This is a genomic window from Actinacidiphila sp. bgisy145 (genome assembly GCF_057708125.1).
In genome coordinates, this window is the sequence record NZ_JBYIRL010000010.1 from 98,140 (window position 1) to 111,131 (window position 12,992).

Below are 12,992 nucleotides of genomic sequence, written 5' to 3' on the forward strand. Positions count from 1 at the left end.
GCCGTACTAGGGTCACGGGGACCCACCTAGTGCAGGGAGGCACGTGATGGCGGTGAAGGCCCACGGTTCGGGTGCGCTGCTGCGGCTGCGGAAGGTCGGCCGCAGCTACGGGCAGCGGCGGGCCCTGTGGCCGCTGGACCTGGACGTGGCCGCCGGGACGTGCACCGCGCTGTTCGGGCACAACGGCTCCGGCAAGTCGACGCTGCTGCGGATCGCGTCCGGCCGCGACACCCCCAGCACCGGCCAGGCCCTGTTCGCCGGGCGGCCGATCAGCGAGGACGACCCGGAGGTGCGCGCCCGGGTCGCCGTGGTCGGCGACACCGTGGCCTGCTACCCGGACCTGACCGTGCGCGAGCACCTGGAGCTGGTGACCGTCGCGCACGCCGTCGACGACGCCGCCGGCTGGATCGACCAGGTGCTGGCCGACCGCCGGCTCGCCGACCACGCCGACGCGCTGCCGGGCGCGCTGTCCTCCGGGCAGATGCAGTCCCTGCTGCTGGCCGCCGCCCTGGTCCGGCCGCGGGACCTGCTGGTCCTCGACGAGCCCGAGCAGCGGCTGGACCCGAGCGCCCGCCGCCGCCTGGCGGAGCTGCTGGTCGCCGAGAAGGAGAGCGGCGTGGCGGTCCTGCTCGCCACCCACCAGCCCGAGTTGGCCGCGGCCGTCGCCGACCACCTGGTCGCCCTGGAGGACGGCCAGGTGGCCGCGCAGGGCCCGCCCGCCGAGGTCCTCCCCCACCTGGGCACGTCCGCATGACCGCCCCGCCCGCGGCCGCGCAGCCCCACGGCCCTGAAGGCGCGACGGGCCCCACCGGCACCGCCGACACCGCCGACGCCCCCGATCCGGCCGAGGAGACCGCCTCCGGCGGCTGGAGCGAGGCCGACGACGACCGGACAGCGGAGACGCTGGCGTGGCTGCGCGCCAAGCGCAAGGCGCACCGGCGGCAGCAGGGCCGGGACCTGGCCGTCCTGCTGTACTCGGTGCTGCTGGCCGTGGCCGGCTACGGCAGCGGGCTGGCCTACCACTTCCTGCACGGCCTCAGCGAAGGCGCGGACTACGGCGGCTTCGGCGCCGGGCTGACCCGCGGCCTGCCCGCGCTGTTCACCGGGCTCGGCCTGCTGCTGTTCCTGGTCGCCGCGCGGGACGCGCTGTGGCGCGGGCCCGTGGTGCTGCCCGGTCCGGCGGTGGGCTGGCTGCTGGCGCAGCCGGTCCGGCGGGCGGCGGTGCTGCGGCCCTGGTTCCGGCTGTCCGCGGGCCTGGCGCTGCTGCCCGGCGTGTTCGGCGGGCTGGCCGGCGCGGTCGCGCTGCGCGTGACCGGGCAGGCACCGCTCGGCAGCGCGCTGCTTGCGGTGCTGCCCGCCGCGCTGTGCCTGCCGCTGCTCGCGACGGCCGTCGGCATGGCGGTGGAGCGCCGCCCGGAGCGCGCCCGGGACGTACGGCGCTGGACCGCGCCGGCCGCCGCGCTGCTCGCCGCGCTGGCCGCGCAGACCGCGCTGGCCGGGGCCGGGCACCGGTGCCGGCCGCTGGAGTGGGTGGAGCTGTGGTCGGGCCCCTGGGGCTGGGCCGCGCAGCCGGTGGTCAGCGCCTGCGGCGGCGCCGCGCCCGGCTGGCCGGCCGCGGCCGCCCTGCTGCTCGCCGCCACCGCCGCGGCCGTGGCGGGCGCGCACCGCGAGGCCGCGGCCGTACCGACCGCGCAGTTGCGCGCGAGGTCCGCGACCGCCACCACCGTCGCCTCGGTGGCCTGGTCGCTCGAACTGCGCGCCGCGAAGCTCGCGTTGCTCTCCGCCGCCGGCGGCGACGCCACCCGTACGGTCCGGCTGCCGCCGCCGCGCGGCCGGGCGGCGCGCTACCTGGCGGTCGCCTGGCGCGACGCCCTGACGCTGCTGCGCGCCCCCGGGAGGGTGGGGCGCGCGGTGCTGTGGACGGCGGCCGCGGCGGCCGCCGCCGGGCTCGGCGCCGACCTGGGCGGTGAGCGGCGCCCGGTGGGCCTGGTGATCGGCCTGGTCTGCGGCTACCTCGCGGTGGGCGCGCTCGCGGAGTCCGCCCGGGTCGAGACCGACGACCTGCGGCGCGCGGCCTGGTCGCCGTACCGGCTGCGCAGCCTGATGCTCCAGCACGGCACCGTGCCGGCGCTGGGCGGCGCCGTCCTCGGGCTGCTGGCCGCGGTCCCCTTCGCTCTGCGGGGCGCGCCGGTCGCCCTGCTCTACCTGCCGCTGTGCGCCTTCCCGTTCACCGCGGCCGCGCTCTACGGCGCCTGCCGCGGGCCGGCCCGCACCCAGTTGATGTTCCTGGGGGGCGGCTCCCCCGTCGGCTCCCCCGGGCCCCTGATCTACCTCGCCTGGTACGCGGCGGGGCCGCTGGTCGCGGTGACCGTGCTGGCCGTCACCCTGTCCACCGCGGCCCCGGCCGGCGTCGTCGCCGCCACGGCCCTTCTGACCGCCGCTCTCGGCTACGCGGCTGCCCGCTCCGCCGACCGGCTCCTGCGCTGAAACAGCGCGGTGAGGACGCCACCGGCTGACCCGCCCCATGCAAAAGGTGCCCCACTCCAAGCGGAGTGGGGCACCTACCTACGGCTCAACGAGCCCGCAGGGCTTACTTGTTGATCTTGGTGACCTGGCCGGCGCCCACCGTACGACCACCCTCACGGATGGCGAACTTCAGGCCCTCCTCCATGGCGACCGGCTGGATCAGCGAGACCGTCATGGAGGTGTTGTCGCCCGGCATGACCATCTCGGTGCCCTCGGGGAGGGTCACCACGCCGGTCACGTCCGTGGTACGGAAGTAGAACTGCGGGCGGTAGTTGTTGAAGAACGGCGTGTGGCGGCCGCCCTCGTCCTTGGACAGGATGTACGCCTGCGCCTCGAACTCGGTGTGCGGGGTGACCGAACCCGGCTTGATGATGACCTGGCCGCGCTCGACGTCCTCGCGCTTGATGCCGCGGAGCAGCAGACCGACGTTCTCACCGGCCTGGCCCTCGTCGAGCAGCTTGCGGAACATCTCGATGCCGGTGACCGTGGTGGAGGTCTTCTCCTGCTTGATGCCGATGATGTCAACGGTCTCGTTGACCTTCAGGACACCACGCTCGATACGGCCGGTGACGACGGTGCCACGACCGGTGATCGTGAAGACATCCTCGATCGGCATCAGGAACGGCTTGTCGACGTCGCGCTCGGGGGTGGGGATCGACTCGTCCACGGCCTTCATCAGGCCGAGCAGCTTCTCGCCCCACTCCTTGTCGCCCTCGAGGGCCTTGAGCGCGGACACCCGCACGACCGGCAGGTCGTCGCCCGGGAACTCGTACTCGGAGAGCAGCTCGCGCACCTCGAGCTCGACGAGCTCCAGGATCTCCTCGTCGTCCACCATGTCGGCCTTGTTCAGGGCCACCACGATGTACGGCACGCCGACCTGGCGGGCCAGGAGCACGTGCTCCTTGGTCTGCGGCATCGGGCCGTCGGTCGCGGCGACCACCAGGATCGCGCCGTCCATCTGCGCGGCACCGGTGATCATGTTCTTGATGTAGTCCGCGTGACCGGGGCAGTCGACGTGCGCGTAGTGACGCGACTCGGTCTGGTACTCGACGTGCGCGATGGAGATGGTGATACCGCGCTGGCGCTCCTCAGGAGCCTTGTCGATCTGGTCGAAGGCCGAGGCCTCGTTCAGTTCCGGGTACGCGTCGTGCAGCACCTTGGTGATCGCCGCGGTAAGGGTGGTCTTACCGTGGTCGATGTGACCGATGGTGCCGATGTTGACGTGCGGCTTAGTCCGCTCGAACTTCGCCTTCGCCACTGGGGTCCTCCTGGGAGTGGATCTGTACGCCTTGCTTCATCGGCGCCAGGTGATCTTTGCTGGAATGCCGACCCGGGGGCGTTTCCGGCCCGTTGTGCCGGAAACGCCCCGAAAGCCTGCTGTCAAGCCTAGACGAGGTACCGGGGGGTACTACTCGCCCTTGGCCTTCGCGATGATCTCCTCTGCGACGTTCCGCGGAACCTCGGCGTAGGAGTCGAACTGCATGGAGTAGCTGGCCCGGCCCGAGGTCTTGGACCGCAGGTCACCGACGTAGCCGAACATCTCCGACAGCGGGACCAGGCCCTTGACGACCCGGGCGCTGTGACGCTCCTCCATGGCCTGGATCTGGCCACGGCGGGAGTTGAGGTCGCCGATGACATCGCCCATGTAGTCCTCGGGCGTGGTGACCTCGACGGCCATCATCGGTTCGAGGAGCACGGGGCTCGCCTTGCGGGCACCCTCCTTGAACGCCTGCGAACCGGCGATCTTGAACGCCAGCTCGGAGGAGTCGACCTCGTGGTAGCCGCCGTCGATCAGGGTGACGCGGACGCCCACCATCTCGTAGCCGGCCAGGATGCCGAACTTCATGGCCTCCTGCGCACCCGCGTCCACCGAGGGGATGTACTCACGGGGGATGCGGCCACCGGTGACCTTGTTGACGAACTCGTAGGTCGCGTCGCCGCCTTCCAGCGGCTCCAGCATGATCTGCACCTTGGCGAACTGACCGGTGCCACCGGTCTGCTTCTTGTGGGTGTAGTCGATGCGCTCGACCGTCTTGCGGATGGTCTCGCGGTACGCGACCTGCGGCTTGCCGACGTTGGCCTCGACCCGGAACTCGCGCCGCATCCGGTCGACCAGCACCTCGAGGTGCAGTTCGCCCATGCCGCCGATGATGGTCTGGCCGGTCTCCTCGTCCGAGTGGACCTGGAAGGAGGGGTCCTCCTCCGAGAGGCGCTGGATGGCGACACCCAGCTTCTCCTGGTCGCCCTTGGACTTGGGCTCGATCGCGACCTCGATCACCGGCGCCGGGAAGTCCATCGACTCCAGGATCACCGGGTTCTTGTCGTCGCACAGCGTCTCACCGGTGGTGGTCTGCTTGAGCCCCATCACGGCGATGATGTCGCCGGCGCCCACCGACTCGATCTCCTCACGCTTGTTCGCGTGCATGCGGTAGATCTTGCCGATGCGCTCCTTCTTGCCCTTCACGGAGTTCAGCACGGCCGAACCCGACTCCAGGCGACCGGAGTAGATCCGGACGAAGGTGAGCTTGCCCAGGTGCGGGTCGCTCATGATCTTGAACGCGAGACCGGAGAACGGCTCGTCGTCCGACGGCTTGCGCTTGATGACCTCGTCCGCGTTGCCGACGGCGTGGCCCTCGATGGCCTCGACGTCCAGCGGCGACGGGAGGTAGCGCACGACCGCGTCGAGCAGGGGCTGCACGCCCTTGTTCTTGAACGCGGTGCCGCAGAACACGGGGGTGACGGTGACCGAGCCGGCGCCGCCCTTGGAGGCGAGCGTGATCCGGCGGATGGCCGCGATCAGCTGCTCCTGGGTGGGCTCCTGGCCCTCCAGGAAGAGCTCCATCATCTCGTCGTCGTGCTCGGCGACGGCCTCGAGCAGCTTGCCGCGCCACTCCTCGGCCGCCTCGACGTGGGTGTCCGGGATGTCGACGGTGTCGTACATCTCGCCCTTGGTCGCTTCGAGCGACCAGACCAGGGCCTTCATCTGGACGAGGTCGACCACGCCCTTGAAGTCGGCCTCGGCACCGATCGGCAGCTGCATGACCAGCGGCACCGCACCGAGGCGGTCCACGATCATGTCGACGCAGCGGTGGAACTCCGCGCCGGTGCGGTCCAGCTTGTTGACGAAGCAGATACGGGGCACGCCGTAGCGGTCGGCCTGGCGCCAGACCGTCTCGGACTGCGGCTCCACACCGGCGACACCGTCGAACACGGTCACGGCGCCGTCGAGGACGCGGAGCGAACGCTCCACCTCGACGGTGAAGTCGACGTGACCGGGGGTGTCGATGATGTTGATGGTGTGGTCGACGTTGTCGAGCGGCCAGTGACAGGTCGTCGCGGCCGACGTGATGGTGATGCCGCGCTCCTGCTCCTGCTCCATCCAGTCCATGGTGGCAGCGCCGTCGTGGACTTCACCGATCTTGTAGGAGACACCGGTGTAGAACAGAATCCGCTCGGTGGTCGTCGTCTTGCCCGCGTCGATGTGGGCCATGATCCCGATGTTGCGGACCTTGGCCAGGTCAAGCGAAGTGGTGGCCATGTGGCTCAGTCTTCTCTCGGTCTCGATGGGGGTGGTGACTACCAGCGGTAGTGCGCGAAGGCCTTGTTGGACTCGGCCATCTTGTGCGTGTCCTCGCGGCGCTTCACGGAGGCGCCCAGGCCGTTGCTGGCGTCGAGGATCTCGTTCATCAGCCGCTCGGTCATGGTCTTCTCGCGACGGGCGCGGGAGTACCCGACCAGCCAGCGCAGCGCCAGGGTGTTCTGGCGGCCCGGACGGACCTCGACCGGCACTTGGTAGGTCGCACCGCCGACGCGGCGGGACTTGACCTCGAGGGTCGGCTTGATGTTCTCCAGCGCGCGCTTGAGGGTGATCACCGGGTCGGCGCCGGCCTTCTCGCGCAGGCCCTCCAGGGCGCCGTAGACGATGCGCTCGGCGGTGGAGCGCTTGCCGTGCAGGAGGATCTTGTTGACCAGCGAGGTCACCAGCGGGGAGCCGTAAACCGGGTCGATGATGACCGGGCGCTTCGGGGCGGGGCCCTTACGAGGCATGCTTACTTCTCCTTCTTGGCGCCGTAGCGGCTGCGGGCCTGCTTACGGTTCTTCACGCCCTGCGTGTCGAGCGAACCGCGGATGATCTTGTAGCGAACACCCGGCAGGTCCTTCACACGGCCGCCGCGCACGAGCACGATGGAGTGCTCCTGAAGGTTGTGGCCCTCGCCCGGGATGTAGGCAGTGACCTCGATACCGCTGGTCAGACGGACACGCGCGACCTTACGGAGGGCCGAGTTCGGCTTCTTCGGGGTGGTCGTGTAGACACGCGTGCAGACGCCGCGGCGCTGGGGCGAACCCTTCAGCGCGGGCGTCTTGTTCTTCTCGACCTTGTCCTGCCGGCCCTTTCGGACCAGCTGCTGGATCGTAGGCACCGTTTCTCCGGTTTCTGTGTGCCGATCTCGATAAATCTAACCTGGGACCCGACCCACGCGGTCGGGTGTGTCGCGGACCCCACACGCATCCGCGTCCAGAAGATCGGAAAGCGCGTATGGTCGGGCGCCGCGGCCTCGATGTCCTCGTCCGGTCACACGGCACGCACAAGGACCCGGGCACACCCCAGGCACAGATGAGAGCGTACCTACCGCATCGGCTACGGTCAAAACAAATGCGCCGGGCCCCTTGACCCGTGGACGGGTGGCTGGCACCGCATGGTCGGCGCGGCCGTTCCGGCCCCCTCGGCGGGCCGCTGCACTAAGGTGATGCGGCCTCGTACCGCAGCGAATCGAGGGGGAGCTTCGCTCATGACGGTCACTGGTGCCACCGATCGAAGCGGCCCGCCCGGCCGGCCCGAACCGCCGAACACGCTGGACGACCGGATTCCCTTCCTCGCGCGTCTGGAACACGACGACCGGGTCGCCTTGCTCGCCCTCGGCCGTCCGCTGGTCTACCCGCCACGAGCGACCCTCGTCTACCAGGACGAGCCTCCCGCGCATGTCCTGCTGATCCTCAGCGGCTGGACCAAGGTCACGCACTCCGCGGTCAACGGATACGAGGCACTGCTCGCGCTCCGCGGCCCGGGCGACATCGTCGGGGAGGCGTCCGCGGTCAGCGGGCGGCCGCGCTCGGCGACGGTGACCGCGTTGGAGGCGGTCAAGGCCGTGGCCATCGAACGCGAACGGTTTCTGGCCCAGTTGGCCTCCTCTCCTGCCACCGCGCTGAAACTCCTGGGGCTCACGGCTGACCGCACCCGGGCCAGCGACCGCCGACGGGTGGAGTTCGGCGCGCTCGGCGTACGGGAACGGCTAGCCATCCTCCTGCTGGAACTGGCCCGTACCCACGGCACGCAGGTGCCCGAGGGACTGCGGCTCACCACCGGGCTGAGCCAGCACGACCTGGCCGGGTCGGTGGGGGCCTCGCGGGAAGCAGTCGCGCGGCTGCTGAAGGAACTTCGCGAACGGGACATCGTCCGTACCAGCCGTCGCAGCCTGGTCATCGTGCGGCCGGAGCAGCTGCGCCGGATCGGGCGCGGCGAGTAGCGGTCGGGACTGCCGCGCAGCGGCACCCCGTTGTGTGCATTCGGTCACAGACCGTCTGTGCCAGCGGCCCTCCCGATTGTCAGTGCGGTGCGGGAGAGTCAGGCGGCACGGATGAGTCCTTGAGAGGCGGCCATGACGGAACCAGTGAACCGCACCATCCTGCTCTTCGACATCGAGCGCTTCAGCCGGCGCGACGACGTGGAGCAGGCGTTCCTACGGCGGGGTCTCGACACCGTCGTGGAGGACAGCCTCGCCGCGGCCGGTGTGGAGCGCACCCAGCAGTACCGCGAGGACCGCGGCGACGGGCTGATCATCCTCATCAGCGGCGACGTCTCGAAAGCCCGGTTGCTCCGCGCGCTGCTGACGACCACGCCGGACGCGCTTCACGCGTACAACCGCTTCGCCGCCAGCAGCACCCAGATGCGGCTGCGCGTCGTCCTGGCGGCCGGTGAGGTCGCGCACGACCCGCAGGGCAGCACGGTCGGCGGCCTTGTCGGACACGACCTCAACCAGGCGTGCCGGCTGCTCGACGCCGACGTACTGCGCGCGGCGCTCCAGCAGCGGGAGTCAGCCGACTGCGTGTTGTGCGTGTCGACGTCCGTCTACGAGGGCGTGGTCCGGCACGGCCACCGCGGTCTGGACAAGGAGGAGTTCCACCGGGTCGCCGTGGCGGTGAAGGAGGACCGGCTGACCGCCTGGCTGCACGGACCGGTGCCCGACATGCCCGGGAGCCGTCACAGCGCACCGGTCGACGCCGGCGGCGCGGCGGAGGGTCCCACGCCTTCGACCGAGCCGGTGCCGGCGCCTGCGCAGGGCACGGCACGCCCGCAGGACGCTGCCGGCCGAAGCGTCCAGTTCACCTTCAACGGCGGCTCCCAGACCTTTGGCGGCAGTCAGGTCGCGGGCGACCAGATCGGGGTGAGCGGTGGCCAGGTCACCGGCGACGTGATCATGGGCGGCATCCGGCGGGACCCGGAAGGTGATCACCGATGAGCGACCCGGACGGTCGGCAGGACCAGACCGAGGAGCAGCAGGCGGAGGACGCTTCGGCCGACGGGCAGGAAGCCGGCGAGGAACAACAGGAGATCGAGGACGACCTCCCCCAGGACCCCTGGGTCGCCCGCCGCGAGCTGTACTTCCACGCCCCGAGCGCGTTCGGCGGAGGACTGACCGCGGGCGACCAGATCGGAATGTCCGGCGGCCGGGTGCACGGCGACCTGATCATGGGCAGCAAGGTGGAGAACCACTTCCGGTACGGGTCCGCCACCCACACCTCGGGGCTGCTCCCGCCCGCCGAACTGGCCGAGCTGGCCGAGGTCTTCGTCGCGGACGCCGACCGTGTCGACACCGCCCTGGCCCGGTTGCGCGAAGACCGTGTGCTGGTGCTGTCCGGCGCTCCCTACACCGGCCGCCGCAGCGCCGCGCTCATGTTGCTGCACACGTTGGGCGCGGCTCCGGTGCGCGAACTCGACCCGAAAACCCGCCCCACGGCGCTGAAGGACGAACTCGGCGCAGGCGCCCGCGGCTACCTGATCTGCGACCTGATCACCGACCGGGACCATCCGCTGCGGGACATCGACCTCCTGGGCCTGCGGGAGAAGCTGACGGAGGAGAACGCCTACCTCGTCGTCACCGTGGGTCTGGCCGCGTCGCTGTCCGGCGTACGGCCCACGGAGTGGAAGCCGCCGGCGCCCGATGCCGTCCTGCGGTCCCATCTGGCCCGACGGGTCGGTGACGCTCAGCGCGAGCGGTTGCTGCTCGGGATGGCGCCGGTCCGGGAGTTCGTCGCCCACGCCCACCACCAGCTTCGCGAGGCCGCGAGGTTCGCGGAGGCGCTGGCGGCCTACGCCCGGGGCGAGTTGACCGAGCAGAAGCTCGGCTCGTTCCAGGCTGCGGCCGTGACCGACCAGGTACAGGAGTGGTTCGGCGACGAGGAGACGCCGCTGCGGGACAAGGCGTTCCTGATCGCCCTCGCCGCCTTCAACGAGGCCCCGTACGCCCTGGCCGCCGAGCTGAGCGACGAGCTGTACGCCGCCCTCCAGCAGACCGAGCACCCCGCGGTCCGACCGGTGATCCCGGTCTTCGGCACCTCCATCGACAAGCGGCTGCAACTGGCCCGCGCGCAGGGGTACGAGGAGGTCGAGTACACCGAGTGGGGCGAGGTCCGCCAGTACAAGGCCCGCTTCTGTGAGCCGCTGGCCGCTCTGGTCATGCTGCGCGAGGTGTGGACCGGCTATCCCTCGGCCCGGCCCGCGCTGATCCGCTGGCTGCGTCGACTCGCCGACGACGGCCGGCCGCTGGTCCGCACCCGTGCGGCGGCGACCGCGGCGGTGCTGACATACGCCGACCTGCCCTCGGCCATGGCGCTCGTCGTACAGGGCTGGGCCGGTGCCAAGCGGTACCGCCGCTGCCTGGTCGCCGCCAACACGCTTGCACTTGCACATGGATTGGGCGCTCCGAACATCCCCAGCATCCTGCGCGCCTGGTGCGATCCGTCGCAGCCGGACAAGTGGCTGCGCTGGACGGCGATCCGGGCATACGGGCTCGTCGGCGCGGAGATGCCGGAAGCAGCGGTGGAAGCACTGAGCGACGCCGCCCGGGCCGAGGGCGATGACGAGGCCGCCGGCCCGATCGCCGAGTCCATGGCGCTGCTGCTCACGGGGCCCGCCGCCGAGGCCCGCAGCCAGGTACTGTCCGATCTGGCCGGCCTGGTCCACGACAAGCCGCCGGTCCGACGTGTGGTGCTCCGTGCGTTCGTCCTGGCCTGCGAGCACACGGACGACAACCTGTTGCTGCTGCGCTGGCACGCCGCAGCGGCAGCGTCGAGCGGTACCGCGGACGACCGGCACCTGGCGGCGCTGTGGCGAGCGGTTCTCGGCGACCTGGAACACACCGGGGGCGCCTTGCAGGCGCTTCGCCGGTGGGTGCGGCAGGCGGACACCGACCCCACCGTCGAGTCCGCCCTCCTGTGCCTGCTGCCGTCGATCGCGGTGACCGCCGACGACCGCAAACGTCTCAGCCATCTGCTGCGCACCCTGCCGTCCTCGCCCGGCGAACAGCCGCCGCAGGCGGCCGGCCGGCTGCTCGCCGCACTGTAGGCCGGCTCATCCGCACGAGATGTCCGCACCACGATCCACGCGTGCGGAAAGAGCGCAGCACCTCCCCATCCACCCCGCGACCAATTGGAGTGACGACCATGGCGGACTTCTCCCGCCCGCCGGACTGGGACCAGGGCGCCGACCGGCACAGCGACGTGCCCGACCCCGTGCTGCGGGTGCGCCAGCTCGCGCGCTTCGAGTACCGCAAGCTGTACACCCGGATCGACGACGCCCTGGTGTTCACCACCAGCAAGGGCGGCTACGACGTCTTCATGCCGCCGCGTCGGCCGAGCCGCTCGGACCTGGCGACGAAGCGGTACTCCGCCGTGTACGAGGTCGACATCGGTGTTCACCGCTGCGCGACGTCGCTGCGCCTGCCGAGCGACAACGACGCCTTTCACTTCACGGCGGAAGCCGAGCTGAGCTGGCAGGTCGTCCGTCCTGACCTGTTCGTCTCCAGTGGCGAACGCGATGTGCCGGCACTGCTGACCCGCCGGGTCGAGGAACTCGCCCGCCCGCACACCCGGCTGTTCGCGGTGGACCGCGCCTCGGCCGCGGAGGAAGCTGTGCGGCGCGCGGTCGAGACAGCGGGACCGCTCGGCGGCGAGACCGGACTGCGGGTGCACTCGGTCCTGCGCCTGCACGTGGACGACGAAGCCCTGGAGCACCAGCGTGGCCTTCGGCAGAAGCGCTACGCCGACGAGCAGCTCAGCGTCTCGCACGCGCTCGCCATGCGTGAGGACCGGCTCCAGGCGGACCGCATGACGGCTCAGGCCGAGCAGGAACACGACCTGGCGATGCTCAAGGCACGCGGCGAGATCGAACGCCAGAGCCTGGAAGCCGAGAAGATCAAGTACTACCAGTACTACCTCGAACAGGAGGGTGTGGCGTCCTGGGCGTTCCACCTCGCCCAGCACCCGGAGGACTCCCGCCTGGTGATGGAGAACCTGCGCAAGGACCAGATCGCCCTCATCCAGAGCCAGGCTCAGGTCGCCATGGAGGTTCTGAAAGGCCCGAGTCTGGAGGAGTACCAACGTGAGGGCGTGACCAAGCAGTCGCTCAAGTTCTTCGAGGACATGTTCACCCGCAACCTGCCGGGCGCCACCTGGGTTTCTCCCGCACCGGGCACCCTGCCGTGGGCCGGGTCCCAGGACGAACCGCCCGACGGTCCGACCCCGCCGAAGACGGACGAGCCGTGACCGCGTCCGTCGCCGGCCACCGATTACTCGCGGAGCTGCGCGCGGAGATCGCGCACGCTGACAACAAGGCGTCTGTGCTGCTCGGTGCGTTGAGCATGACGGCGGGTCTGGTCGGCGCGCTGCTCGCCGCACACGGCTGGACGCCGGAACGTCTCCCGACCGCGGCCCAATGCGTGTGGTGGGCCGGTGTCGCCTCACTCGGCGGCTGTCTGCTGTCCCTTCTCCTTGCGATCGCCCCCCGGTACGGCAGGGCCTTCTGGACCCTCGGCCGCCCACTGACCTACTTCGACGACATCCGGCGTGCCGTCGCCCAGGACGTGCTGGCCCGCGCGCTGGCGGACACCGACGCCGCCCCGAACGCGGGTCTGATCGACGCGCTCTCCGCCACGAGCCGCATCGTCGGCACCAAGCACGCCTGGATACGCGTAGGGCTGATCGCCTACGCCGCGGGCGCGGTACTGCTACCCAGCGCCCTGCTCCTGAGCTGACGACGCCCACGACGCCCCACCGGAAGGCATAACCGCATGACCACCCCGTCCGACGCTGCCGGCGAGGGCCCGGCCGACAGCCGCGGCCCGGCCAAGGTCCCGCCGCAGTACCCCACCGCCGCGGAGCCGGCACCACCGCGATACCCCACCTCCTCC

11 protein-coding genes are annotated in these 12,992 nt (G+C 70.9%); 7 read left to right on the forward strand and 4 right to left on the reverse strand.

Translation table 11 applies throughout. From position 1 onward, the window contains the following. Positions 1-46 precede the first annotated feature (46 nt). Positions 47-754 (forward strand): ABC transporter ATP-binding protein, encoded by a 708-nt coding sequence (locus AC3ERT_RS11585; protein ID WP_435173888.1) that lies wholly within the window; start codon positions 47-49, stop codon positions 752-754. Next, positions 751-2,487 carry a hypothetical protein gene (locus AC3ERT_RS11590; protein WP_435173890.1) on the forward strand — a complete coding sequence of 579 codons (1,737 nt, stop codon included), beginning with the start codon at positions 751-753 and terminating at the stop codon, positions 2,485-2,487. Before AC3ERT_RS11585 ends, AC3ERT_RS11590 begins: the two co-directional genes overlap by 4 nt. 103 nt (positions 2,488-2,590) lie before the next feature. Here AC3ERT_RS11590 and tuf read toward each other — a convergent pair whose 3' ends face one another. The 4 genes from tuf to rpsL all read right to left on the reverse strand — a co-directional run bounded on the left by tuf (position 2,591) and on the right by rpsL (position 6,947). Then, positions 2,591-3,784: an elongation factor Tu gene (gene tuf, locus AC3ERT_RS11595; RefSeq protein WP_335978256.1), complete on the reverse strand. Its 1,194-nt coding sequence runs from the start codon at positions 3,782-3,784 to the stop codon at positions 2,591-2,593. A 150-nt stretch (positions 3,785-3,934) separates the two neighbouring features. Beyond that, positions 3,935-6,064 carry an elongation factor G gene (fusA, locus tag AC3ERT_RS11600; protein ID WP_335978257.1) on the reverse strand — a complete coding sequence of 710 codons (2,130 nt, stop codon included), beginning with the start codon at positions 6,062-6,064 and terminating at the stop codon, positions 3,935-3,937. 38 nt (positions 6,065-6,102) lie between these two features. After that, positions 6,103-6,573, reverse strand: coding sequence for a 30S ribosomal protein S7 (rpsG, locus tag AC3ERT_RS11605; protein WP_033177779.1), 471 nt, complete (start codon positions 6,571-6,573; stop codon positions 6,103-6,105). Positions 6,574-6,575: 2 nt separating this feature from the next. After that, positions 6,576-6,947 (reverse strand): 30S ribosomal protein S12, encoded by a 372-nt coding sequence (gene rpsL / locus AC3ERT_RS11610; protein ID WP_014144289.1) that lies wholly within the window; start codon positions 6,945-6,947, stop codon positions 6,576-6,578. Between the two features lie 369 nt (positions 6,948-7,316). Between rpsL and AC3ERT_RS11615 the strand changes: the two genes are divergently transcribed. The 5 genes from AC3ERT_RS11615 (at position 7,317) to AC3ERT_RS11635 (ending at position 12,836) form a co-directional block, all read left to right on the forward strand. Beyond that, a complete protein-coding gene (locus tag AC3ERT_RS11615) occupies positions 7,317-8,051 on the forward strand; it encodes a Crp/Fnr family transcriptional regulator (RefSeq protein WP_335978263.1) in 735 nt (244 codons plus the stop codon). 132 nt (positions 8,052-8,183) lie between these two features. Then, a complete protein-coding gene (locus AC3ERT_RS11620; RefSeq protein ID WP_435125172.1) occupies positions 8,184-9,044 on the forward strand; it encodes a hypothetical protein in 861 nt (286 codons plus the stop codon). Next, on the forward strand, positions 9,041-11,149 hold the full coding sequence (locus AC3ERT_RS11625) for a hypothetical protein (protein WP_435125175.1): 2,109 nt from the start codon (positions 9,041-9,043) through the stop codon (positions 11,147-11,149). Before AC3ERT_RS11620 ends, AC3ERT_RS11625 begins: the two co-directional genes overlap by 4 nt. A 98-nt stretch (positions 11,150-11,247) precedes the next feature. Then, the gene (locus tag AC3ERT_RS11630; protein ID WP_435125177.1) at positions 11,248-12,348 is read left to right on the forward strand and encodes a PE-PGRS family protein; all 1,101 of its coding nucleotides are present in this window, start codon (positions 11,248-11,250) and stop codon (positions 12,346-12,348) included. After that, on the forward strand, positions 12,345-12,836 hold the full coding sequence (locus AC3ERT_RS11635; RefSeq protein WP_335978271.1) for a Pycsar system effector family protein: 492 nt from the start codon (positions 12,345-12,347) through the stop codon (positions 12,834-12,836). The genes AC3ERT_RS11630 and AC3ERT_RS11635 overlap by 4 nt, the downstream gene beginning before the upstream one ends. Positions 12,837-12,992: the final 156 nt, after the last annotated feature.